The following is a 22,347-nucleotide window of genomic DNA, read 5'->3' on the forward strand; positions in this document are numbered from 1 at the left end:
GCGGTGGACGCCGACCAGGGTTTCACCCTGGACCCGGTGCGGCCACCTTACGACGGCCTACGCAGGTCCTGGGGGACCTGCGCAAGGAATGGATTTTAATGGCACGGCCAGCGGGTTGGTTGTAAATATGGGAGAGCGCGACTGGTTCAGCAACAACCCTGCCGGATACTTCTCCTTGCACAGGGGAGCCCATCTCACGTCCGCAAAAAATCTTTTTTCCCCCTGTAACAAAATCCCCCCAGCCGGTCACTGTATGACAAGAGCGCTCGAAAAAACCAGGAGAAAGGAGGGTGGGCATGGCCATACCGGAACTGGAAACCCTGTACAACACATACAAGACCCCGCTGTACCGGTACCTGCTGCATCTGTGCCGGGACCCCCACCGGGCCGAGGACCTGCTGGCCGATACCTTTCTGCGGGCGCTGCGCTGCCTGCCCGCCTACCGGGGGGAGGGCAGCATCAAGGCATGGCTCTTCGGGCTGGCCCGCAACATCTGGCTGGAGGATCTGCGCCGCAGCCGCCCCACCCTGGAATATGACGACATGCTGGGCCTGTATGTGGACGACCGTCTGGCCGAAAATGCCGATGCCCGCCGCAAGCTGGACCGGGTGCGGCAGCTGCTGGCGGAAAAAGGCCCGCCCGCGTCGGAAGTGGTGATGCTGCGGGCCCAAGGGTGCTCCTACGCCGAGATCGCCGACCGGCTCAAGATCACCGAAAACAGCGCCCGGGTCATGGAACACCGCACCCGGACCTGGCTCAAATCCACCTTACAGAAGGAGGGGCTCTGGAATGACTGAACATACCACGCCGCGGCAAAGCGGCATTTCCTGCGATGTGTGCCGGGACCTGGCACCTCTGGTGGCCGACGGGGTGGCCAGCGCCGACAGCGCCGCCCTGGTCAAAGAACACCTGGCCCGGTGCGAAGCCTGCCGGACGGAATTCCCCCAGCTTTCCCCCGAAGGCACCGAAAATCCGGCCGTACCCGCCCTGCCTGTGCCTGACGAAAGCCGGGTGCTGCGCCGGGTGCAGAACAAACTGACCCTGTGGCTGCTGGGCTTTCTGGTCCTGGGTCTGGGGGGCAGCATGCTGGTAGTCTTCAGCCCCCACAGCACCCTGGCCCTGCTCTGCTTCCCCCTGGTGTGCGGGGTCATCTGCTGGTTCGACGACTTCCTCTGGCGGCTGGTGCCGGTGCTGGCGGCCCTGGTCTGGTTCGTCTGGACCCTGGCCGCCGAACTGCCCTACTACACCAGCTGGCAGGCGGCAGTCCTGAGTTCCGCCACCGGCGCGCTCTGGCCTTTTGTGTTCTGCGTCATCGGGGCGTTGGCTGCCTCCCTCTTCAAATATGCCTTCGGCAAGACCGGAAAGGAGAAATAAACCATGAAAACCGGGAAAAAGAACCCTCTGCGCATTCTGGCCGGGGTGGCGGGGGCCCTCATCGTTCTGGGGCTGCTGCTGTTGGTGGACGGCATCACCGGCGACCCCATCAGCCGCCGTCTGGCGGACAACGGGGCCCTGGCCTACGCCGAAAAAGCCTACCCGGGCCAGACCTTCACCATCCTGGAAAGCGGCGGCGGACAGTGGTTCCGCTACTATGCCCGGGTGCAGAGCGAGCAAAGCCCCGACACCACCTTTATGGTGGATACCTCATTCTGGTTCTTCCGGCAGGGGGAGGAACAGCGGGAGGTGGAGGGCCGCAACTGGACCCTGGTGCGCCAGGGCAAGGAGGGCGCCGAGGAACTCAGCGCCGCTTTGCATGAGGCCCTGCCCGACCTGGAATTCGCCCCGGCTTTCAACGGCTGGCTGCCCGGCACCGATTATGAGGACATCCAGAACATGGATGTAGAGCTGGACCTGTGCTGGACCCCCGACAACATGCGGGAGGTGACCGGGTACGTGGACCTCTTCCCCCTGGATGCGCCTTTTGACAAGGCCGTGACCGCCAAGGTGCCCGACCGGATGGTGGTGCAGGTACTGTGGGACGGCGCCCCCACCCGGGCCGACTACGACAGGACCCTGGCCCGCCTCAAGGCTGCCGCTGAGGAAGCCGGATTTGCCATCGACTGGTACGACCTGACCCTGGTGCCCAAGGGCGGTACCCATGAGGAAATCCAGAAAACGGCTATTTCCGCTACCACCGCCGCCGCCGACATCCCCGCCCTGTAAGCATACAGAAAAACAGCCCCTCTCCCGTTTGGGAGAGAGGCTGTTTGTTGTTGCGTTTATTCTTCGGTGAACAGGGCGGTGGACAGGTACCGGTCGCCGGTGTCGGGCAGCAGCACCACGATGGTCTTGCCCGCATTTTCCGGGCGCTTGGCCTGCTCGATGGCCGCCCACAGGGCGGTGCCGGAGGAGATGCCCGCCAGCACCCCTTCCCGCTTGGCCAGCATCCGGGCGGCGGCAAAGGAGTCCTCGGTGGTGGCGGTCATGACCTCGTCATAGATGCGGGTGTCCAGCACTTCGGGCACAAACCCGGCGCCGATGCCCTGCAGGGCGTGGGGGCCGGCCTTGCCGCCGGAGAGCACCGCGCTGTCGGCGGGCTCCACCGCCACGATGCGCACACCGGGCTTTTTCTCTTTCAGGTAACGGCCCACGCCGGTGATGGTGCCGCCGGTGCCCACCCCCGCCACAAACAGGTCCACGGCGCCGTCGGTGTCCTCCCAGATCTCGGGGCCGGTAGTGGCGATGTGGGCCGCCGGATTGGCCGGGTTCACAAACTGCCCCGCCACCATGGCGTTGGGCAGCTCTTTGGCCAGTTCGTCCGCTTTGGCAATGGCCCCCGCCATCCCTTTGGCACCCTCGGTGAGCACCAGCTCGGCGCCGTAGGCCTTCATCAGGGCACGGCGCTCGGCGCTCATGGTCTCGGGCATGACGATGATGACCCGGTATCCCCGGGCGGCCGCCACGCTGCACAGCCCGATGCCGGTGTTGCCGGAGGTGGGCTCGATGATCACCGAATCCGGCTTCAGGATGCCCTTGGCCTCGGCGTCGTCCAGCATGCTCTTGGCCACCCGGTCCTTCACCGACCCGGCGGGGTTCAGATATTCCAGCTTGGCCAGCACCCGGGCGTTCAGCCCCAGGTCGGCCTCCAGACGGGTCAGTTCCAGCAGCGGGGTGTGGCCGATCAGCTGATCGACCGAAGTGTAGATGCGGGCCATGGCGGCAACCTCCCTTTCCGACGAAAAAATCCCACCGTATCCATAGTTTTCCCTGATTATACCCCCATCCCGGCGGTTTGTCAAAAACCGTCCCCTGTGCTAAAATAAGACCAGATATCGCCCACGGGCGCAGGGAAAGGAAATGGCAATGCAAACAAAGGCAAACCGGCTGTGGGCCGGATTCTGGTGGCTGGCGGCGGCCGCCCAGCTGGTGTTTCTGTGCGCGGTGGCCCTGCGGGCCGGGGGCGCGGTCATTGATAACGATGCTGCCAAGGTCTACACCCATATGATGGCCATCTGGGAATCCGGTTCCCTGGTGGTACCGGACTGGCGGTACATCACCACCATGGAGCTGGACTGCACCACCCTGCTGGCCCTGCCCTTCTACGGGCTGACACACAACCCCGTGCTGGCCTTCTGGTGCGGCAACGGGGTTCTGCTGGCGGGGTGGGCGGCCCTGCTGGCCTTTCTGGTCCGCCGGCTGAGGGGCGGGCCGCGCCGGAGCGCCCTGGCGGTGCTGGCGGTGCTGCTGCCCTATGAATTCTACATGACCGGCTACTGGAACATGCTCTTCCTCAACGCCTCCCAGTACGCCTTCAAGGTCATGTTGCCCCTGCTGCTCACCGCCCTGCTGCTGGCCCCGCCCCGTCCCCGGCGGCGGGACTGGGGGCTGCTGGCCGTCTGTCTGGCCGGGTGCTGCCTCACCGCCTTTTCCAGCGGCATCTATGTGGCGGCTTGCGGTCTGGCCCCGGTGCTGGCGCTGTGGTGCTTCGGCTGGCTCAAGCACAGACAGCAGGCCGACCCCTACCGCCTTGCCTGCCTGGGGGGCAGCGTGGCCGCCACCCTGCTGGGGCTGGGGCTGCAGAAGGCCCTGGGCATAAAGACCACCGCCGCCTCCATGAACCTGAACTCCCTGGACACCCTGCGGGACAACGCCGCCAACTGCTTCATCGGCTTTTTCCGCCTCTTCGGGGCGGTGCCCGACGCGGCCACCCCGGTGTTCAGCGCGGCGGGCATCTCCTGCCTGCTGCGGACCGGACTGGCCGGGGGCGTGCTGGCCCTGGGCCTGTGGTGTACCGGCAAGGCATTGACCGGAACCCTGCCCCGGGAACTGGCCCCGGGAAAATACCTGCTTGCCATCTTCTGGTGGAACCTGGGGGTGCTGCTGCTCACCGACACCCGCTACGGCGACCCCTATTTTGAATACCGCTACCACCTCATGGGGGCGGTGCCCCTGCTGGTGCTGGCGGCCTTTGCGGCGCCCACCCTGGTGCGGCGGCCGGTGCGGCTGCGGCGGGCGGGGATGGCCGCGGGCACCCTGGGCATGGCGGCCCTGGTGCTGGCGGTGGACACCGGCGCCGTGGGCAGCATCTGGCAGGCGGACGGCACCTTCGGGGTGAACGCCCGGGAGCGGGAACTGTGCGGGGTCATCAGTTCCATGGATGTGCAGGATGTGCTCATTGCGGGGGAGAGCAGCGTGGCCGAGGTCTGCGGTGCCCTGGACCCCACCCGGCGGTACATGATGCTCATGGATATGGGGGAGGGCGGCTGGATGCTGGGCACCTGGGACGGCCGCCTCACCGACACCGACGCCCTGGCCTATCAGAGCCCCGCCGCCATCGTCTGCTCCCACGAGACCTATGAGAACGGCGGCCTGGAGGGTTCCATCTCCGGCCACTGGACCTATTACGGCGAGACCGCCGACTTTGTGGTGCTGCGCACCGACGGCGCCCCCCTGGTGGACGGCCAGCCCGCCGGCCTGCCCTACGGGGAAGCGGCCATCGACTACCCCAATACCTCCTGGTACACCTGGACCGGCACCATAGACGCCGACCGCCGCCTGCACACCGACGGGGCGGGGGGCGAGGTACTGCGCTCCCCCGGGCTGGAACTGTACACCGGCACCCGCGTCACCCTGACCTGCGAAAGCGCCGGCACCGGCACCATCGGCAGCCTGCAGCTGTGGGGCACCGACGGCGCCCTGCTGGCCGAAGCGCCGGTCCCGGCGGGAAATGCCCAGGTCACCCTGGACGCCCCGGCGGGCAACGGAACGGTGCTCACCCTGACCCTGGACCCCGGCACCCAAGCGGTGGTGGGCCCCCTGCGGTTCGACGCCCTGGACTGAACAAACAAAAAAACGGCACATCGCGTTTGTGCAGCACTTGGCTGCAGGAAACGATGTGCCGTAGTTTTTTGTAAAGAAATTTCGGTTCACGCCCGGTGCCAGCTGCCGCCCAGCAGGTAGTAGCCGCCCCAGTCCAGCTTGCCGAACAGGGGGGAACCGCTGCGGGCAGACCGGGCCAGCAGGGTCACCAGCAGCAGGCTGCGCCGGCGCAGGGGCAGGTAGTAGGGACTGTAGCACCGTTTCCGGCGCATGTCGGCCAGCAGTCCGGCCAGCCAGGGATTTTTCAGGGCGGCCCGGGCCTTGGTCCGGCGGGCCGGCAGGGGACCGGGATCCCGGCGCAGGATATCCGCCACCCCTTCCCCGAACACCCGGACTTCCGCCCGCCACAGGGGCAGCAGGTCCTCCTCCGGGGCGCCGGCGGCCATCACCGCGTCGTTCAGCTTGGCAAAATGCCGGGGCCAGATCTCACAGTAATCGGGGTGGTATTTGGTGGACAGGGTCCCTTCCCGGCTGCAGTCGTAGAAGGTCAGGGCGTCCTCCATCACCCGGTAGACGAACCCGGGCTGTTCCCGGCCCAGCAGGTCGATGTAATCCAAAACGAACTGTAAATCTTCGCCAAGAGTGTACTCTCTGTTGAATTTCAGCCGCTGGGCCAGCTCTGCCCGGTACAGTTTGTTCCAGGGCATGGCGATGAGGCAGTCCAGATACAGCCGTGCCAGGGCGGTCTGCTGGGCGGTGACGGCGTGGGGGCCCACCGGAGCGGTACAGCCCTCGTCGGTGGTGTAGTGCCACAGGACAAAGGCGCCGGGGGCCTGACGCTGCACGGTCAAAGCCGCCTGCAGCGCCCCCGGGCGCAGGGCGTCGTCCGCGTCCAGAAAGGCGATGAAGTCCGCCCGGGCGGCTGCCAGCCCTGCGTTGCGGGCGGCGCTGACGCCGTTTCCGGGCTGATGGATGACCGTTACCCGGTCATCCCCGGCGGCGTACCGGTCGCACAGGGCGCCGCTGCCGTCGCTTCCGCCGTCATCCACCAGAATGCAGCTCACGCCTCCCTCCACCTGCTGGGCAAGAATGCTGTCCACACAGCGGGGCAGGGTTTTTTCGGCGTTCCAAACCGGCACGATCACACAGACGGCGGTTCGCTGCATACACTTCCTCCTTCTCCCTCTTGGGGAACGGGCCCCAGGCCCAGAAAATCGTACACGATCTGTACGAAGGTATCGTAAAAATGTTCCGGGGAGAACCGGCGGGCGGCTCTGGCCCCGGCCTCTCCCATCTGGGCCCGCAGTTCCGGGTGCTCATACAGCATCCGGATGGCCCAGCTCAGCTGTCCGGCCAGTTCGGGGCCCCGGTCCACCAGCACGGCCTGACTGCCTTCCAGGTATTCGGGCATGCCGCCGCTGCGGGTGGCCAGCACCGGCCGCCCGCAGGCCATGGCCTCCATGGCCACCAGTCCTGCGGCTTCCTCCACCAGGGTGGGCACGCACACCAGGTCCGCCAGCCGGTAGTATTCGGTCAGGCGCTCGTTGGGCACATAGCCGGTGAACCGGACCCGGCCCCCCAGCGCATTGGCCTGCTGTTCCAGGCGGCGCAGGAAGGGGCTGGACTGGGTCCGGCCGAAAAAGGGACTGCCCACAATGAGCAGCTTGATGCGGGGGTCTTCCAGGGCGGTCATGGCTTCCAGCAGTTTGTGGATGCCCTTGTCCGGCTCCAGACGCCCGCAAAACAGCACCACAAAATCGCCGGGGTCAAACCCCAGCGAAGCACGCAGGGCTTCGTCCGGCGCACCGGGGGTGAAGCGCTGCAGATCGATGCAGTTGTGTAAGATATACGCACGGCTGCGGTCCAGCGTGCTGGTTTTCAGGTAATCGTCCCGGATGAATTCGCTCAGGGCCAGCACCCCGCCGTAGATCTCGTCCATGGTATGGCTGCAGGAAGTCTGCCCGTGGAGATGGGCCAGACATTTCTGCCGTCCGAACATCCGGCTGATGGCGCTGCACTGGGTCAGGGTGCCCCCTTCGGCCACGATCAGGTCGGGGGGCGGCAGTTCCAGCGCCAGGGAAAGCTGGACTTTCTGGTACCAGGGGTCATAGGGGGCGGCAATGCCGAAACACCGCTCGATGAACACCAGGGGCCAGTACCGGCGGGCCCCCTTGGGGCGGGCCACATACAGCATCTTGGTGTGGCGGTATTCCTTGGCCTGGGCGGCGGCGTCCGGGTGGGGAATGCTGGCACACAGCAAATCCAGCTTGCCCCGGCGCTCGTTTTCCCGGATGAGATGGGTCACCAGGGTCTCCACCGCGCCGCCCTGCACGGCGGGCACCGGCAGTTCCGGCGGCGGCACCAGCAGGATGCGGGGGGCATGGGGCGTATTGCGCCCCGAAGGCAGCAGGGGAACGGTGAACCTTGTTTTTTCCTTGGTCTCGGCCATCAGACTCACTTCTTCAGCGGGCACAGGCTTTCCGCCGGCATCATGGACCAGCGGGCAGCGGACAGTTTTTCGGTCATCTTGAGCTGCTTGCAGTTGGGCAGGTAGCTGATGAGCCCCTGCATCAGGAACTGTTCCTTGGAAATGGCTTTCACCAGTTTGGGGGTGGGGTTCTGCTTGACCTTGGCGCACAGGAACAGATACCGGCGCCAGCAGGCGGCGTAGGCACAGTCGATGACGGTGCGGTTGGCCCCGTTCTCCACAAAGAAGCGGTACCGGTCGGCCAGACCGTCCACCGCGTCAAAGGCTTCGGGCTTCAGGTCGGTGCGGCAGATGCTGCCTCCCCGCAGGCGGTAGCAGTACAGGTGATCCTGCAGGCAGACCACCCGGTCGCACCGCCAGAACAGCCGGTGGGCCACGAAGTCGTCCTCATGCAGGCGTCCTTCGGGATAATGCAGGAGCTTCCACACCTCGGCGCGGTAGAGTTTGTTCCAGGCCACGGTGTAGTAGGTGCCGTTGGGAGAATAGAAGTTGTTCAGCAGTTCCTTGCCCACAAACACGCCGGTGGCGGTGGGATCGGTGTAGGCGGGCGGGTCCAGACTGTCGCCGTTTTCGGCCACGTCCTCCACCGCGCAGATGGCCATGTAGGCGTCGTGGGTCTCACAGGCCTCGTAGAGTTTTTTCAGGTATTCGGCGCGCAGGATGTCGTCCGAATCCACAAAGGCGTAATAGCGGCCCCGGGCGGCGTCAATGCCGGTGTTGCGGGCGGCCGAAAGCCCCTGGTTCTCCTGGTGGATGACCCGGACCCGGGCATCCCTGGCGGCAAAGGCATCGCACACTTCGCCGCAGCCGTCGGTGGAGCCGTCATCCACCAGAATGACCTCAAAGGGATGCGCAAAGGTCTTGCCCTGATCCAGGATGCTCTGGATGCACTCTTCCAGATAGGGTTTGGTGTTATAGATCGGTACAATGACACTGACCGCGATATGTTCCATGGTGATACCTCGTTCTCGATTCCGCAAATTTTACAGCCTTCCTTCGGCCGGACCGGCCGCGCGGCCCCAGATCCGGGCCAGCCCGTAAGCCAGCTCCGGAGAAAAACAGAACAGCAGCGCCCGCACCTTTTCAAACAGGGAAACGTGGGGGCAGCGCAGGATATCCGGCAAAACCGCCCGCAGGTGCTTCAGATGGAAGCCGAAGCCCTCCCGCAGTTCCTTCCGGTTGCCGGCGGCGCCCGCCAGACAGTAGAAGGTATAGAACACCTTCCAGTACCAGGCCACCGCCCAGCGGTACAGCTCGGTGGATCCGGGGCGCTGGGCAAAGTACAGCAGCCAGTCCCAGTACATGCGCAGGTCGTCCAGCTTGCGGGGAGGGAAGGCGTCGCCGGTCAGCTGCCCGGTGCGGGCGCGGTAATGGTAGAGCACGTCGGGCAGGCAGACAGCCCGCTCCCCCTCGAATACCAGATGGAGCACGCTGGCGTCATCCCCGAAGAACATGCTTTCATCGTAGCGCACCCCCTTGTCCCGGAAGGTGCGGATGTCAAAAAGCTTGTTCCAGCTCAGGGGGCCGTAGAAGCTGCCGGTCTGGAAGGTCTCCAGCAGCAGGTCCATGGCGTCGCAGACGCCGTGTTCCCGCTTGGCCACCATCCGTCCGGGGATGGTGGCGCCCTGTTCGTCGATGGCGTCGCCGGTGCAGGCCGCGATGCGCACCCCGGATTCCTGGATGGCGTTGTACAGCCGTTCGTACATGTCCGGCTCGATGAGATCGTCCGAATCCACAAAACCGATGTAGGCGCCCCGGGCGTTGTCCAGGCCCACATTGGCCGCCGAGGCGGGGCCGCCGTTGGGTTTGTGGAACACCCGGATGCGGGGGTCGGTCCTGGCCAGCTCGTCGCACAGTTCGCCGCAGCCGTTGGGGCTGCCGTCCTCCACCAGCAGCAGTTCAAAGTCGGTGAAGGTCTGGGCCAGGATGCTCTGCACCGTGCGGGGCAGGTACTCCCGGGCATTATAGACGGTGGTGACGATGCTGATCGTCGGTTGTGGCATGGGGCGGGCTCCTCTCGTCCTAAATTTTAACAGTTTTTGCCTTTGTTTGCAACGCATGGGCGGGGCCGGACCGGTTTTTTCAGGGGGCGCGGTACAAAATCCGGTTTTTTACGGCGGTGTATCCGGCCAGCAGCCCGGGCAGGTTCAGGGCTGTGCCCACCCGGTAAGGCAGGGCCAGCAGGGGGTGGTCGTCGGCGGCCAGGGACTGCCGCAGGGCGGCGCGGGCGTCGGTGTCGGACAGGATGCGGGCAAACAGGGCCCGCCGCCGGGAATAAGGCAGGGCACCGTCCCGCCCGGTGAGCAGTCCGTACTGGTTCAGGGCCGCCCGCACCCGGCTTTTGCGGCAGAAGTCCGCCACGGTCTTTTCCGGCAGGCCTTCCGCCCGCAGCAGGCGTTCCAGCACCGGGCGGGTGCGCGCCTCCGTGTCCAGCAGGTCCCCCCGCAGCCGGCGGGACAGACTGCCTTCTTCCAGGTCATTTTGTCTATAGTATACACCCGGCAGCGCATAAATGGCAGGGCGAATTTGTGAAAAAAGGGAAAATTCCAGGTTGAACAGCACGTCCTCGTTCACCGCCAGGGTCTCGTCGAACCGCAAAGGGCCCAGGGCCGCGGCGGAAAACACCTTGGAATAGGGGGCGGCCAGATACCCGCTCTCAAACAGCAGGGGGTCCAGGGCGGGGCCGGTGTCTTTCAGGCGTTCATACACCCCCGGCGCCAGGGGGCAGGGGGCGGGGCCGCTGGCCCGCTCCATGCCGAACAGCACCAGGGCGGGCCGGGCGGCCAGGGCGGGCGGCAGCGCCTGCCACAGCCCGGGCAGCAGCTGGTCGTCCGCGTCCACAAACAGGATCCATTCCCCGGCAGCGGCCTCCAGCCCGGTGTTCCGGGCGGCGGAAGCCCCGCCGTTTTCCCGGTGCAGGGCGGTGATGCGCCGGTCCTCCCCGGCCAGGGCGTCGCACAGGGCGGGGGTGGCATCGGGGCTGCCGTCATCCACCAGCAGCAGCTGCAGGTTTTGCGGCGCGCCGTCCAGCACGCTGTCCACCGCACGGCGCAGGGTGGCCGCGCAGCGGTAGCAGGGGATGATGACGGTGATGGGCGGCAGGCTCATAGGCTTTCCTCCCCGGTGATGGTCCGGTAGATGGCCAGCAGGGTCCCGGCGTTGGCGGCGGGGTCATGGGTGGCCAGGGCGCGGCGGCGGGCGGCCTGCCCCAGGGCGGCGGCCCGGCCGGGGTCCGAAAGCAGGGCGGCCAGGGCGTTGGAAAGGTTCTGGGCGTCCCCCGGCGGGCCGTACAGCATCCCTTCCTCCTCGCCCATCATGCTGGGGATGCCCCCGGCCCGGGCGGCGGCGCAGGGCAGCCCCAGGAGCATGGCTTCGCCCAGGCTGTTGGGGCTGTTCTCACAGTAGGAGGGCAGCACAAAGACATCGGCATCCAGATAGGCCTGCCGCATTTCCGCCTCCTGCAGGGGGCCGGTGTACTGTACATGGTGCTGCAGGCCGTTTTCCTTGATGAGCCGTGCGCACCAGGTCTGGTAGGGGAACATGGCCTCGATGACCGGGCGCAGCAGCGCCCCCTTGTCCAGGGGGCCCCATCCCGCCACCCGCAGCACCAGCCCGGGCCAGCGCCTGAGCAGCGCGGGCAGGGCCAGCAGCAGGGTGTGCAGGTTTTTCAGGGGGTAGTTGCCCTGGGTCAGAAGCAGCACCGGCGCGGTGCCGAAGGTCCGGGGCTGCCACAGGGGCTCGGTGTAAAAGGCGGGGCGCAGGGTCTCGTTGCAGGCAAAGTACCGGGCATCCGGGGCCAGGTCGGCCATGGCAGCCCGGTCAAACCCGGTGCGGCCGGTCACATACCGGGCCTGCCGCAAAAGGTCGGCCTCCGCCCGGGCCAGCCCGTCGAACCGGGCCTGCATCTTGTCCAGCAGCGCCCCCGGCACCGCCCGGTCGATGAGCTTCTGCACCGGCCCGGAATGGAGATACCGGGCGGGCACGCCGTCGCACAGATGGGCCGCGCAGTCCCGCATGACCCCCTGGATGCCCACCAGGGCCGGGATACCCAGCCCCAGGGCCGCCTGGTGCATGGCCGCGGCGGCGGGGTACTCGGTGCCCCAGATGTGGACCAGGTCGGGCTTTTCCGCCCGCAGCAGCATGGCAAAGGTATCCCGCTCCCCGTCGGGCAGGATGCGGTACCGCACCCCGCCCTTGCCCCCGGTCAGGGCGGTCTTGGCGCGGCTGTCCACGCTGCAGACGGTGAGGAAGGGGGCGTCCGGCCGGTTGGTCAGGGCATGCAGCTGCCCGGTCAGCCAGCCGCCGCTGACCTCCCCGGCCCGCAGGCCGCAGGCTTCGGCCGCCGCCGGGATGGTGATGCTCACCAGCCACAGTACCTTCATAGGGACTCTCCTTTCGCGGCCGGTGCGGCGTGCTGCAAAAACTGCCGTGCCACACAGGCGGGGGTGTATTCGGGAAAACAGGCTTCCGCTGTTTCAAAAGGCAGGGTGCGTCCGGCGTTTTCCGCCAGCCAGCGGCCCAGGGCGGGGGTGTCGGCCGCCTCCCGCCACACAAAGGCCAGGGGCCACCGGGCCAGATAGGGCAGGGCCGCGTCCCGGGGCCCCGCCGCCAGATGCAGCACCGGCTTGCCCGCCGCAAACACCTCAAAGAGTTTGCTGGGCAGCTGGTTGGACGCCGTGTTGCCGATGCTGATGAGCACCCCCGCCCGCCGTTCCAGGGCGGCGGCCTGCTGGTGGGGTACGGGACCCAGGATCTTCAGCCGGTCCCCCAGGGCGGCCTGGGCTTGGGCCCGCTGGGGGCCGAAAGCCTCCCACCCGCCCCCGGCCATGACCAGGGTCAGCCGGCTGTCCAGCCGGGGAAACAGCTTCAGCAGGGCGTCCGGGGTGCGCAGCCCGGGGTAAAGGGTGCCGCAGAAGGCACACAAGGTGGGGTCCGGGGCCTCCCGGGGCAGGGGCACCAGGCTGGGAAAACCCAGCTCCGACACCCTGCCCGCGCAGGGTTCCAGCGGCCCGCCCGGGGCATAGTCCGGGGCGGCCTGGGCGGTGATGTAGGTGTGGTCCAGGGCCTGCAGCAGCGCCCGCTCCCGGTCGTAGCCGCCGGGGGCATGGTAGCTCTCGTTGGCGGCGTAGGGGTCCATCTGCCACAAAAGCTTCCGGGCCCCGGGCAGGGCGGCCCCTTCCAACGCGAAGGCGGCCCGGTAGGGGGCGGCCACGGCGCAGACGGCGTCATAGGGCCGCTGCCGGTGCAGCGCCTCCATGGCCTTGCGGGCGGCGGTCACCCGCCGGGGGGCGTGCAGGGCAAACTGGCGCACCGCCGCCCCCACCGCCGCCGGATGGGCGGCCAGACGCAGCAGCCGCAGGGGCACGGGGGTGCCCCCGGCGGCGCCGTTTTCCAGGGCCCGGTTCATGGCGGCCTCGTCGGCAAAGGGCAGGTCGTGGGTCACACAGCCCGTCACGGCGGGCGGGGCGTGGGTGCCGTCCCACAGTTCCAGGAGCTCCACTTCATGGCCCAAAGCGGACAAAGCCTCCGCCAGCCGCCGGCCCAGACGGGGGTTGGCGGCCGCGGGGGCTTCCACACTGTCAAACACAAACAGGATGCGCATGGCGGGCCCCTTTCAGCGTCGGTCTTTCAGCAGGCGGCGGCAGACCGCGGCCCACAGCACGGTGCAGTGGACGGTGGCAAAGGCCGAGACCCGGATGGACAAAGGCAGCCGGGGGTTGCGGCCCAGCCGCTTGTCCTCCAGCCCTGCCCGGATGCCCACGCACAGCTCTCCCAGCTGGATGCGGTAGCGGTCGGCGTCCTCCCGGCGCAGGATCATGCTGGCCAGATAGACCAGCTTTTCATAGTAGAAGGCATCCGCCGATTCCTGCATTTCGGGGGCGGCGTGCTGGCGGATGTAGATGGCCGCCCGACGCTGTTCGTCGATGCTGGCGGGGGCCAGCGGCCGGTGACTGGCCGAAGCGGCGTGCTGCCGGTAATGGTAGCCGTCGAAATCCACAAAGGCGCAGCCCTCGATCTTGTTGAACACCTGCCAGTTGGCCATCAGGTCCTCGTTGAAGGCAAAGCCGTTGTCAAAGTCGGCGGGGTCCAGGATGCGGGCGGCATACACCTTGTTGCACAGGCTGAAATCCACCCGATGGTCGTGGAGCAGGGCGTCCAGGTGGTCGGGGGCCATCATCCGCTGGGCCTCCTCCGGCACGGGGGCGTCGGCGGGCGGGGCGTCGGTGAAGCTGTCGTACCGGCAGCAGGCGGCGGGCAGGCCGCTGGACCGGGCCGCCCCGATGAGGGTGCGCAGGAATTCCGGGTGGTAGAGGTCGTCGGCGTCGCAGAAAGCCACCCAGCTGACCCCGTCGGCCCGGGCGGCGCGGACCCCGGCGGTGCGGGCCGCCGACACCCCGCACTGGGCCTGGTGCAGCACAAAAAACCGGTCGTCCCCGGCGGCAGCCTGCTCACACAGGGCGCCGGAACCGTCGGTGGAGCCGTCGTCCACCAGGTAGCACCGGAAATCCGGCATGGTCTGGGCGGCGATGGCGGCAATACAGACGGGCAGATAGGCGGCGGCGTTGTACACCGGCACCACCACGGCGGCCAGGGCCGCCCCGGCGCTCATCCCTGCACCTCCTGATAGCGGCGCAGATAGAATTCCTGCAAAATGCGGGCGCTGGTATGTATGTCGAACCCGGCGTCCATGGCCTGCTGCTGGGCGTGGGGGTTGCGGGTCAGGTCACTGTAATGGATGGCGTGGGCCCAGATGTCCGGGGACTTCAGGGGCAGGAAGGTCACGTTGGAGGCAAAGGCCGCCCCCCGGTCCACCGTGTCGGACACAAAGCAGGGCAGGCCCGCGGCCTGGGCTTCCACCAGCACCACCGGCAGCCCCTCGAACAGGCTGGGCAGCAAAAAGGCGTCCATGGCGGCGTAGAAGGCCTGCACATTGGTGCGCACCCCCGCAAAGATCACCCTGTCCGCCACCCCCAGGGCTTTGGCCAGCTCCTTGATCTCCCCTTCCAGGGCGCCGCCGCCCAGCAGCAGCAGGCGGGCGTTGGGCTGCTTGGGCAGCAGCGCCGCAAAGATGCGCAGCAGCCCCGCATGGTTCTTCTGGGCGGAGAACCGGCCCACATGCCCCAGCAGCAGCTCGTCCTCCCGCACCCCCAGGTGTTCCCGCAGCTTTTGTCGGGCGTCGGGGGCGGGGTGGGCAAACCGGTCGGTGTCCACCCCGTTGGGCAGCACGGTGAAGGGGCTGGACCCGAACAGCATCTCCCCGGCCTTGCGGCTGCAGGCAAAGCGGTCGGTCAGGTCCTTGTTGAACCGGGCGCTCATCAGCTTGTCCAGCCGGCCCACCAGGTTGGGCTCGTAGGCGGTGTTGTGGCTGTGGCCCACCCGCACCGGCACCCCGCGGCGGCGGGCGGCGGCGTTGTAGAACATGCCGAAGCCGCTGTAATGGCCGTGGATGATGCGGTATTCCGGATGGGCGGCAAAAAAGGCGTCCAGCTGGTGCAGATACCGGGGCAGGTTGTTGTCCTGCCGGACGGTCAGCTTGGTGATCTGCCCGCCCAGGGCCTGGATCTCATAGTCGTACAGACAGGGCTTGTCGTAATGGTACAGAAAATCAAACTGCACCAGGTCGCGGTCGATGGCACGGTAGACGTTCATCACAAAGGTCTCCATGCCGCCGGCGTCCATGGCCGGCATCACCTGCAAAACACGGATCGGCGCCATGCTTCGCCTCCTTCATTCAGTCTTCTTCTTCCAGCTGGCGGCGGCATTCCCGCAGCCGGGCCCGGGTCTCGTCGGGCAGGGTGGGATATTCGTGGCAGCTCTGGCGCAGGGCGTCGGCCACCAGCTCGCTGACCAGATACCGGGTATACCATTTCTGGTCGGCGGGGATCACATACCAGGGACAGTCCGGGGTGGCGGTGGCGGTGATGACCTTCCCGATGACCTGGGCGTACTCGTCAAACAGCGCCCGCTCCTTCAGGTCGGATTCGGAGAACTTCCAGTTCTTGGCCGGGGTCTCGATGCGTTCCAGGAACCGCTCCTTCTGCTTCTCCTTGGATACGTTGAGGAAGATCTTCAGCACCCGGTATCCGTTCTCGTACAGATACCGCTCATAGTCCCGGATCTGGCGGTACCGGCGGCGGAAAAATTCCCGCTGGCCCGCCTCGGTGGTGCGGGGCGGCATGCGGTAGGTCTTCTGCAGGTCGTGGACCTGCACCACCAGCACGTCCTCGTAGTAGCTGCGGTTGAAGATGGCAATGCCGCCCCGGGGCGGCAGCGCCCGGTTGGCCCGCCACAGGAAATCGTGGGCCAGCTCCTCCGCCGAAGGCTGCTTGAAGCTGTGCACCGTCACCCCCTGGGGGTTCAGCCCGCCCATCACATGCTTCACGGTGCTGTCCTTGCCGGCGGCGTCCAGGGCCTGCAGAATGATGACCAGGCCCTCCCGCCCGTCGGCGTAAAAGCCGTCCTGCAGCCGGCCCATCTCCTCCAGATTGGCGGCGGTGCGGCTCAGGTATTTGGGTTTGTCCTCCCGGGCGTCTCCCGCGCCGGTGGGCAGGTCGGAAAGGGTGCAGGGCGTCTGCCCGTCAAAACGAAAACGATCGGCCGTCATACGTTTTCCTCCCGTTGGGAAATAGTTAAATCTAGTATACCCGCTTTGCCCCCGTTTCGCAAGGCGGCTGCGGCTCAGAACACCGTCTGCACCAGTACCATATAAAAGGCGGTGCCGCCCACGATGCTCAGCAGGGAATTGCGCTTCCACAGATAGCTGGCCACCACCAGGGCCCCCGCCAGCAGCTGGGGCACAAAGCCCCCCGCCCCGGCAAAGGAGAGGTCCTTGAGCCCGTACACCACCAGCATGCCCACGGTGGCGCAGGGAAATACCCGGCCCAGGTACACCGCCAGCCTGGGGGTGCGCCGCCCGCCCAGCAAAAGGAAGGGGGCAAACCGCAGGGCGGCGGTGACCAGGGCCATGACGGCCACCGCCGCTGCCAGATACAACGGGTCATTCATCCGGGGTCACCTCCTTCCGGGTGTCCTGTTTCTGCCCCAGGCTCCCCGCCAGCAGCAGGGCGGTGATGCCCGCCATGGCCGGGAGCAGGAACCGGTCGGGGCCGAAGACCGCCAGACACACCGCCGACACCCCCGCCCCGCACAAAGCGGGGAAATGGGTCTTGCTGTGCAGCCACTGGTCGGTGAAAACGGTGAGGAAGAGGGCGGTCAGGGCAAAGTCCACCCCCTGGGTGGAAAAGGGGACCACCTCCCCCAGCAGGGCCCCGGCCACGCTGCCCGCCACCCAGTACAGCTGGTCAAACAGGGACAGGAGCAGGCATTCCCGCACGCTGCGTCGGCCGTCGCACACCAGGGAATAGGTCTCGTCGGTGAGGGCGAAGATCAGGTAGGGCTTGGCCGCTCCGGCCTTGCGGTAGGGTTCCAGCATGGAGATGCCGTAAAACAGATGTCGGGCGTTGACCATCAGGGTGGTCAGGGCCAGGGTGACCAGACTGGCCCCGCCGCTGAGCAGCCCCACCGCCGCGTACTGCATCGACCCGGCGTAAACGAACACACTCATGGCCAGGGCCCAGAAGGGGCTGTAGCCGGCGGCTTTCATCATCATGCCGAACCCGGCGCCCAGCACCAGGTATCCCGCCAGCACCGGCAGGCTGCTTTTGAAGGCGTTTCGGACGGTTTGCAAGGGACATCCACGCTCCTTTTATCCAACAGAATTCCGCACCCCGGGCGGGGGCTGTCCGCCCCGCCAAAAGGCGGCGGTGTTTTTTGGCCAGCCTGCATATTGCGGCGGCAGGCCGGGCCGCGGTATACTGAAACCGGATATACTCGCAGTTTCGTGCAAAATGAGGAGGTGCACCCCATGAAACACATCCCCGTTCCCGCCGCGGCCCTGCTGCTTACGGTGTGCCTGCTTCTGGGCGGCTGTTCCCGGCATGACAGCGCCGCCGCGGCCGAGGTGCTGGCGGCGCTGTCCGCCACCGCCGCCCTGCCCGACTACGCCGTGGTGGCCGACACAAAAATGACGGTGGAAGGGGAAAATACCCCCGCCGACGGCCTGAGCATGACCCAGCGCATGTGGCGCACCGGGGACGATGCCATGCAGAAGATGACCACCTACGACGTGAACGGGGAACCGCTGTTTGAGAACGGCTCCGCCCTCATCGACGGGGTGTACTACTGGTTTGACGGCGAAAGCTGGTCCCGGGACGACACCGGCATCGCGGCGGCGGCCAACCTGACCTGGATGCCCCTGGTCAGCTGGCCGGAGGAGGAGAAGGACGTGACCGTGACCCGATCCGACGGGGTGTACACGGTGGAAATCGGGGAAGGGGCCTTCCCCGCCATGATCGAGGAGCAGCTGGCGGCCATGGAGGCGGAGGAACAGGCCCTCATCGACCGGGGTCTGGCCAGCGACGCCCAGGAGCGCCGGCAGGCCCGGGAAAGTGCCGCCCGGGCGCAGTATGAGGAACTGCGCTACACCATTGAGGTGGAGGACGGTCTGGCTGTGTCCTGCACCACCTATTCCCGGGTGCGGCAGCCCGCCGCCGGACAGGACACCGCCGAAGACGCCGCCATGCCGGTGAGCGAGATTACCTATACCTGGCGCCTTACCGGCACCGACGCCGCCGCCATTGCCGACATCATCGGGGAAGCCGCCGCCTGACACCCCGGCGCCGCTTGCACAAAAGGCCCCCGGCCGCAAGCCGGGAGCCTTTGGGTCAGTTTTCTTTGTGTTGGGGATTCTTGGGGTCGGCGGCGTCCTCACAGCGATGGCGGCAGGCGGCGCAGTTGCCGCCGCAGCCCCCGTGCCAGCCGCCTTCCTGGTTGGAGATGAAAACGATGGCCACGGCCAGCACCACGAACACCAGGATCAGGATCACAAAACCCGGCATGGACAAAAGACCTCCTTGCGTTTGCTGTCCCCAACAGTATACCACAGCCCGCGCCCGAAAAAAAGCCCGGGGAAGGAAAAGCGCGGCTGCAGGCGGAAAATTCTTTTGGCACATCTTGACGGTTGCACGCTGAGAAGTATAGTATTATAGTGTATATGCGAATACGTCGTATTCGCCAGTTTACAGGTTGGTGAGAAAAAAATGAATTATTCGTGGCAAAGACAACTGATCATCGAGACGATCCAGAAGACCAGGGAGCACATGACCGCCGCCCAGATCTACCAGCTCACGCGGAAAAACTGTCCGCACCTGAGCCTGGGCACGGTGTACCGCAACCTGAACCTGCTGGTGGAGACCGGCAAGCTGCGGCGCATCGGGGTCCCGGGGGAAGCGGATCGCTTTGACTGGGAACTGACCGAGCACCAGCACCTGTACTGCCGCAAGTGCAAGCGGGTGAGCAACCTGCCGGTATCCACCGACAAACTCAGTGAGCTGGTGGCGTCCTGCCCGGGCATCAAGGCGGAAAGTTTCAACTTCATCGTGACCGGACTGTGCGCGGAATGCGCCGGCAACTGAGACCCGCTCCTGCCGGAGAAGAGAAGGCCGTTTTTGGCGTCCCAGCGCCGGAAACAGCTTTTTTATTTGGCTCTTGCCAGAACCGGCAAAACGTGGTAGTCTGTAAGGAATCCGCGGGGGGCGGTTTTAGCCGCATCTTTGCCCGGGGTATGCTATAATAGCATCGGCGGCCTGCGGGCCACAGAAAGGGAGGAAGGCACCTATGTTCAATCCCCGCGCCGTGGTGCGGGACGCGGCCGTCACCCTGCTGATCCTGGCGGGGGCCCTGGCCGGATGCTGGCTGCTCCAGCAGACCACCCCGTCCCAGACCCTGGTGCCGGCCATCTTCGTGCTGGCGGTGGACCTGATCGCCCTGGTCACCGACGGTTATACCTACGGCATCGCCGCCTCCCTCATCAGCGTGCTGGCGGTGAACTATGTGTTTACCGCCCCGTATTTTGTCTTCAACTTCACCGTGCCGGAAAACATCCTCTCCACCGCCATCATGCTGGCGGTGACCATCATCACCAGCACCCTGACCACCCAGCGCAAGCGCCAGGACCAGGTGCGCAGCGAGACCGCCCGGGAATCCATGCGGGCCAACCTGTTAAGGGCCATCTCCCACGACCTGCGCACCCCCCTGACCACCATCTACGGTTCCTGTTCCGCCATCATCGAAAACTATGACCGCCTGCCCAAGGCCCAGCAGATCAAGCTGCTGGGGGAGGTGCGGGAGGAGGCGGACTGGCTCATCCGGATGGTGGAAAACCTGCTCTCGGTCACCCGCATCGACGGGGGCAAGGTGCGCATCGTCAAGACCCCCACCGTGCTGGAGGAACTCATCGACAGCGTGCTCATCAAGTTCCGCAAGCGGTACCCGGGCCAGCCGGTGCAGGTGGACATCCCGGAGGATTTCCTCAGCATCCCCATGGACGCGGTGCTCATCGAGCAGGTCATCATCAATCTGCTGGAAAACGCGGTGCAGCACGCCGCGGGCATGACCGAGCTGGGACTGCGGGTCTATTGCAAGGACGGCAAGGCGGTGTTTGAGGTGGCGGACAACGGCTGCGGCATTCCCCGGGACCGGCTGGACAGCCTGTTCGACGGGCGGATGGACGGGGCCGACGGCCACAAGAATATGGGCATCGGGCTTTCGGTGTGCGCCACCATCATCCGGGCCCACGGGGGCACCATCACCGGGGGCAACCGCCCCCAGGGCGGCGCGGTCTTCCGCTTTGCCCTGGACCTGGACCCCGACGCCGATCCCGCCGAGAAGGAGGCCTGACCCGTGAGCAACAACAAATACAAGGTCCTCATCATTGACGATGAGGCCAACATCCGCAGTTTCATGGGCGCCATTCTGGAAAGCAACGGCTACCAGGTGCTCACCGCCGCCACCTGCGCCCAGGGGAAGATGATGTTCTCCTCCCACTGTCCGGACCTGGTGCTGCTGGACCTGGGCCTGCCCGACGCCGACGGCACCGACTTCATCCGCACCGTGCGGGCGGCGGGGGGCGCGGCGCCCATCCTGGTGCTCAGCGCCCGCAGCGACGAGCGGGACAAGGTCCAGGCCCTGGACCTGGGCGCCAACGACTACATCACCAAGCCCTTCGGCACCGGGGAACTGCTGGCCCGGGTGCGGGCGGCCCTGCGGGACCGCCGTCCCGGCCCTGCCGCCCCCGGGGAGTGCTTCCAGGTGCGGGGGCTGCGCATCGACTACGACGCCCGGGACGTGAGCCTGGACGGGGCGGCGGTGCGCCTGACCCAGACCGAATACAACATTGTGGCCCTGCTGGCCCAGCACGCCGGAAAGGTGATGACCTATTCCGCCATCATCCAGGGTGTGTGGGGCACGGCGGACGCCGGCAGCGTGAAAAAGCTGCAGGTGAACATGGCCAACATCCGCAAAAAGCTGGGGGCCCGCCCCGGCGAAAACCCCTACATTGCCAATGAACTGGGCGTCGGGTACCGCATGTACGGCGAATGACCCCCGCCCGCCAAGGGAGACTGTAAACACATGACCAAGATCATCAAACATCTGACCCCGCCGCGGATCATTGCCCTGGGCTTTGCCCTGGCCATCCTGCTGGGGTCGCTGCTGCTCATGCTGCCCTGCAGCGTGCGCCCCGGGGTGGACTTACAGTACATCGACGCGCTGTATACCTCCACCAGTGCTGTCTGCGTCACCGGCCTGATCGCGGTGGATGCCGGCGACACCTTCACCCCGGTGGGGCAGTTCATCCTGGGTGCGCTGATCCAGATCGGCGGCCTGGGTGTCACCGCCGTGGGCGCCGGCATCATCCTGCTGATGGGCCGGCGGGTCAACCTGCGCGGGCGCAACCTGGTGCGGGAGGCCATGAACCTGGACTCCGGCCGGGGGGTCGTGCAGTTCGTGCGCAGCATCTTTGCGACCACCCTGCTGTTTGAAGGGCTGGGCGCGCTGCTGAGCCTGATCTCCTTCGCCCGCACCCGCCCGATGCCCGAGGCTATCGGCATCAGCATCTTCCATTCGGTGGCCGCCTTCAACAACTCGGGCTTTGACATCCTGGGCGGCGGCAAGAACCTGATCCCCTACCAGCAGGACGTGCTGCTCAACCTGGTGACCTGCGCGCTGATCATCTTCGGCGGCATCGGTTTCCTGGTCATCCGGGAGATGTGGTCCGTGCGGTTCCGCTGGAAAAAGTTTTCGATGCACACCAAGGTGGTGCTGACCACCACCGCCTTCCTGCTCATCGTCGGCACGCTGCTGCTCAAAGCCACCGAGGACATCACCTGGCTGGGGGCGTTCTTCCACAGCGTGTCCGCCCGTACCGCCGGCTTTTCCACCTACCCGCTGGGGCAGTTTTCCACGGCGGGCCTGCTGGTGCTGATCGTGCTGATGTTCGTGGGCGCCTCGCCGGGGTCCACCGGCGGCGGTATCAAGACCACCACCTTCTTCACCTTGATGCAGGGCATCAAGTCCGCCGCCACCAACCGCAGCGAGAAGGCTTTCCACTACGCCATCCCCCGGGACAGCTTCCGCAAGGCGGCGGTCATCACCCTGCTGGCGCTGGGCGTGGTGGTCACCGGCACCTACCTGATGACCGTCTTTGAGCCCCAGCTGGAACTGCGGGACATCCTGTTCGAGGTGGTCAGCGCCTTCGGCAC

Annotated in this window: 23 protein-coding genes; 9 read left to right on the plus strand and 14 right to left on the minus strand. The window is 66.4% G+C overall.

Translation table 11 applies throughout. The features are described from left to right. Window positions 1–296 precede the first annotated feature (296 nt). From Q0K17_RS04835 to Q0K17_RS04845, 3 genes are read left to right on the plus strand one after another with little or no spacing between them, the layout of a single operon-like run. Window positions 297–797, plus strand: a complete 501-nt coding sequence (locus Q0K17_RS04835) for a sigma-70 family RNA polymerase sigma factor (RefSeq protein ID WP_294540527.1) — start codon at window positions 297–299, stop codon at window positions 795–797. Further along, window positions 790–1,374 (plus strand): zf-HC2 domain-containing protein, encoded by a 585-nt coding sequence (locus tag Q0K17_RS04840; protein ID WP_294540529.1) that lies wholly within the window; start codon window positions 790–792, stop codon window positions 1,372–1,374. Before Q0K17_RS04835 ends, Q0K17_RS04840 begins: the two co-directional genes overlap by 8 nt. Before the next feature lie 3 nt (window positions 1,375–1,377). Next, complete coding sequence (locus Q0K17_RS04845; protein WP_294540531.1) at window positions 1,378–2,163, plus strand: hypothetical protein; 786 nt, start codon at window positions 1,378–1,380, stop codon at window positions 2,161–2,163. A 56-nt stretch (window positions 2,164–2,219) separates the two neighbouring features. On the opposite strand, the gene cysK is transcribed toward Q0K17_RS04845, so the two are convergent. Beyond that, window positions 2,220–3,155 (minus strand): cysteine synthase A, encoded by a 936-nt coding sequence (gene cysK, locus Q0K17_RS04850; RefSeq protein WP_294540533.1) that lies wholly within the window; start codon window positions 3,153–3,155, stop codon window positions 2,220–2,222. Between the two features lie 148 nt (window positions 3,156–3,303). On the opposite strand from cysK, the gene Q0K17_RS04855 reads away from it, so the two are divergent. Beyond that, entirely contained in the window at window positions 3,304–5,280 is a 1,977-nt protein-coding gene (locus Q0K17_RS04855; protein WP_294540535.1) for a hypothetical protein, read from the plus strand. Between the two features lie 86 nt (window positions 5,281–5,366). Here the strand turns inward: Q0K17_RS04855 and Q0K17_RS04860 are convergent, their stop codons facing one another. The 12 genes from Q0K17_RS04860 to Q0K17_RS04915 form a co-directional block, all read right to left on the minus strand. Then, window positions 5,367–6,425, minus strand: a complete 1,059-nt coding sequence (locus tag Q0K17_RS04860) for a glycosyltransferase family A protein (protein WP_294540537.1) — start codon at window positions 6,423–6,425, stop codon at window positions 5,367–5,369. Then, window positions 6,401–7,732, minus strand: coding sequence for a glycosyltransferase family 4 protein (locus Q0K17_RS04865; RefSeq protein ID WP_294540539.1), 1,332 nt, complete (start codon window positions 7,730–7,732; stop codon window positions 6,401–6,403). The genes Q0K17_RS04860 and Q0K17_RS04865 overlap by 25 nt, the downstream gene beginning before the upstream one ends. After that, entirely contained in the window at window positions 7,714–8,700 is a 987-nt protein-coding gene (locus tag Q0K17_RS04870; protein ID WP_294540541.1) for a glycosyltransferase, read from the minus strand. The genes Q0K17_RS04865 and Q0K17_RS04870 overlap by 19 nt, the downstream gene beginning before the upstream one ends. 30 nt (window positions 8,701–8,730) lie before the next feature. After that, entirely contained in the window at window positions 8,731–9,750 is a 1,020-nt protein-coding gene (locus tag Q0K17_RS04875; RefSeq protein ID WP_294540543.1) for a glycosyltransferase family 2 protein, read from the minus strand. 79 nt (window positions 9,751–9,829) lie between these two features. Continuing rightward, window positions 9,830–10,855 (minus strand): glycosyltransferase family 2 protein, encoded by a 1,026-nt coding sequence (locus Q0K17_RS04880; RefSeq protein ID WP_294540545.1) that lies wholly within the window; start codon window positions 10,853–10,855, stop codon window positions 9,830–9,832. Continuing rightward, window positions 10,852–12,129, minus strand: a complete 1,278-nt coding sequence (locus tag Q0K17_RS04885) for a glycosyltransferase family 4 protein (RefSeq protein WP_294540547.1) — start codon at window positions 12,127–12,129, stop codon at window positions 10,852–10,854. Before Q0K17_RS04885 ends, Q0K17_RS04880 begins: the two co-directional genes overlap by 4 nt. Next, entirely contained in the window at window positions 12,126–13,349 is a 1,224-nt protein-coding gene (locus Q0K17_RS04890; protein WP_294540549.1) for a hypothetical protein, read from the minus strand. The genes Q0K17_RS04885 and Q0K17_RS04890 overlap by 4 nt, the downstream gene beginning before the upstream one ends. Window positions 13,350–13,361: 12 nt before the next feature. Continuing rightward, on the minus strand, window positions 13,362–14,357 hold the full coding sequence (locus tag Q0K17_RS04895; RefSeq protein ID WP_294540551.1) for a glycosyltransferase family 2 protein: 996 nt from the start codon (window positions 14,355–14,357) through the stop codon (window positions 13,362–13,364). Continuing rightward, window positions 14,354–15,463, minus strand: a complete 1,110-nt coding sequence (locus Q0K17_RS04900; RefSeq protein ID WP_294540553.1) for a glycosyltransferase — start codon at window positions 15,461–15,463, stop codon at window positions 14,354–14,356. Before Q0K17_RS04900 ends, Q0K17_RS04895 begins: the two co-directional genes overlap by 4 nt. A 16-nt stretch (window positions 15,464–15,479) precedes the next feature. Continuing rightward, window positions 15,480–16,352: a PPK2 family polyphosphate kinase gene (locus Q0K17_RS04905; RefSeq protein ID WP_294540555.1), complete on the minus strand. Its 873-nt coding sequence runs from the start codon at window positions 16,350–16,352 to the stop codon at window positions 15,480–15,482. A 74-nt stretch (window positions 16,353–16,426) separates the two neighbouring features. After that, window positions 16,427–16,753 (minus strand): AzlD domain-containing protein, encoded by a 327-nt coding sequence (locus Q0K17_RS04910; RefSeq protein ID WP_294540557.1) that lies wholly within the window; start codon window positions 16,751–16,753, stop codon window positions 16,427–16,429. After that, window positions 16,746–17,435 carry an AzlC family ABC transporter permease gene (locus tag Q0K17_RS04915; RefSeq protein ID WP_294540559.1) on the minus strand — a complete coding sequence of 230 codons (690 nt, stop codon included), beginning with the start codon at window positions 17,433–17,435 and terminating at the stop codon, window positions 16,746–16,748. Before Q0K17_RS04915 ends, Q0K17_RS04910 begins: the two co-directional genes overlap by 8 nt. Window positions 17,436–17,612: 177 nt before the next feature. Here Q0K17_RS04915 and Q0K17_RS04920 point away from each other — a divergent pair, with 177 nt between their 5' ends. Continuing rightward, the gene (locus Q0K17_RS04920) at window positions 17,613–18,416 is read left to right on the plus strand and encodes a hypothetical protein (RefSeq protein WP_294540561.1); all 804 of its coding nucleotides are present in this window, start codon (window positions 17,613–17,615) and stop codon (window positions 18,414–18,416) included. Between the two features lie 55 nt (window positions 18,417–18,471). On the opposite strand, the gene Q0K17_RS04925 is transcribed toward Q0K17_RS04920, so the two are convergent. Further along, entirely contained in the window at window positions 18,472–18,645 is a 174-nt protein-coding gene (locus Q0K17_RS04925; RefSeq protein ID WP_294540563.1) for a FeoB-associated Cys-rich membrane protein, read from the minus strand. Between the two features lie 201 nt (window positions 18,646–18,846). Between Q0K17_RS04925 and Q0K17_RS04930 the strand changes: the two genes are divergently transcribed. The 4 genes from Q0K17_RS04930 to Q0K17_RS04945 all read left to right on the plus strand — a co-directional run. Beyond that, window positions 18,847–19,221, plus strand: coding sequence for a transcriptional repressor (locus tag Q0K17_RS04930; protein ID WP_294540564.1), 375 nt, complete (start codon window positions 18,847–18,849; stop codon window positions 19,219–19,221). Window positions 19,222–19,423: 202 nt separating this feature from the next. Next, complete coding sequence (locus Q0K17_RS04935; protein WP_294540566.1) at window positions 19,424–20,485, plus strand: DUF4118 domain-containing protein; 1,062 nt, start codon at window positions 19,424–19,426, stop codon at window positions 20,483–20,485. A gap of 3 nt (window positions 20,486–20,488) precedes the next feature. Beyond that, on the plus strand, window positions 20,489–21,187 hold the full coding sequence (locus Q0K17_RS04940) for a response regulator transcription factor (RefSeq protein WP_294540568.1): 699 nt from the start codon (window positions 20,489–20,491) through the stop codon (window positions 21,185–21,187). Between the two features lie 30 nt (window positions 21,188–21,217). Next, a partial coding sequence (locus tag Q0K17_RS04945) for a potassium transporter TrkG (protein WP_294540570.1) occupies window positions 21,218–22,347 on the plus strand: 1,130 nt, incomplete at its 3' end.

Source organism: uncultured Gemmiger sp. (assembly GCA_944388105.1).
Classification (GTDB): Bacteria; Bacillota; Clostridia; order Oscillospirales; family Ruminococcaceae; genus Gemmiger.

What these genes read in the sequence shown, in the direction of transcription:
- Q0K17_RS04835 (WP_294540527.1), top strand. Translation starts at nt 297, where the DNA reads ATGGCCATACCGGAACTGGAAACCCTGTACAACACATACAAGACCCCG.
- Q0K17_RS04840 (WP_294540529.1), top strand. Translation starts at nt 790, where the DNA reads ATGACTGAACATACCACGCCGCGGCAAAGCGGCATTTCCTGCGATGTG.
- Q0K17_RS04845 (WP_294540531.1), top strand. Translation starts at nt 1,378, where the DNA reads ATGAAAACCGGGAAAAAGAACCCTCTGCGCATTCTGGCCGGGGTGGCG.
- cysK (WP_294540533.1), bottom strand. Translation starts at nt 3,155, where the DNA reads ATGGCCCGCATCTACACTTCGGTCGATCAGCTGATCGGCCACACCCCG.
- Q0K17_RS04855 (WP_294540535.1), top strand. Translation starts at nt 3,304, where the DNA reads ATGCAAACAAAGGCAAACCGGCTGTGGGCCGGATTCTGGTGGCTGGCG.
- Q0K17_RS04860 (WP_294540537.1), bottom strand. Translation starts at nt 6,425, where the DNA reads ATGCAGCGAACCGCCGTCTGTGTGATCGTGCCGGTTTGGAACGCCGAA.
- Q0K17_RS04870 (WP_294540541.1), bottom strand. Translation starts at nt 8,700, where the DNA reads ATGGAACATATCGCGGTCAGTGTCATTGTACCGATCTATAACACCAAA.
- Q0K17_RS04875 (WP_294540543.1), bottom strand. Translation starts at nt 9,750, where the DNA reads ATGCCACAACCGACGATCAGCATCGTCACCACCGTCTATAATGCCCGG.
- Q0K17_RS04880 (WP_294540545.1), bottom strand. Translation starts at nt 10,855, where the DNA reads ATGAGCCTGCCGCCCATCACCGTCATCATCCCCTGCTACCGCTGCGCG.
- Q0K17_RS04885 (WP_294540547.1), bottom strand. Translation starts at nt 12,129, where the DNA reads ATGAAGGTACTGTGGCTGGTGAGCATCACCATCCCGGCGGCGGCCGAA.
- Q0K17_RS04890 (WP_294540549.1), bottom strand. Translation starts at nt 13,349, where the DNA reads ATGCGCATCCTGTTTGTGTTTGACAGTGTGGAAGCCCCCGCGGCCGCC.
- Q0K17_RS04895 (WP_294540551.1), bottom strand. Translation starts at nt 14,357, where the DNA reads ATGAGCGCCGGGGCGGCCCTGGCCGCCGTGGTGGTGCCGGTGTACAAC.
- Q0K17_RS04900 (WP_294540553.1), bottom strand. Translation starts at nt 15,463, where the DNA reads ATGGCGCCGATCCGTGTTTTGCAGGTGATGCCGGCCATGGACGCCGGC.
- Q0K17_RS04905 (WP_294540555.1), bottom strand. Translation starts at nt 16,352, where the DNA reads ATGACGGCCGATCGTTTTCGTTTTGACGGGCAGACGCCCTGCACCCTT.
- Q0K17_RS04910 (WP_294540557.1), bottom strand. Translation starts at nt 16,753, where the DNA reads ATGAATGACCCGTTGTATCTGGCAGCGGCGGTGGCCGTCATGGCCCTG.
- Q0K17_RS04920 (WP_294540561.1), top strand. Translation starts at nt 17,613, where the DNA reads ATGAAACACATCCCCGTTCCCGCCGCGGCCCTGCTGCTTACGGTGTGC.
- Q0K17_RS04925 (WP_294540563.1), bottom strand. Translation starts at nt 18,645, where the DNA reads ATGCCGGGTTTTGTGATCCTGATCCTGGTGTTCGTGGTGCTGGCCGTG.
- Q0K17_RS04930 (WP_294540564.1), top strand. Translation starts at nt 18,847, where the DNA reads ATGAATTATTCGTGGCAAAGACAACTGATCATCGAGACGATCCAGAAG.
- Q0K17_RS04935 (WP_294540566.1), top strand. Translation starts at nt 19,424, where the DNA reads ATGTTCAATCCCCGCGCCGTGGTGCGGGACGCGGCCGTCACCCTGCTG.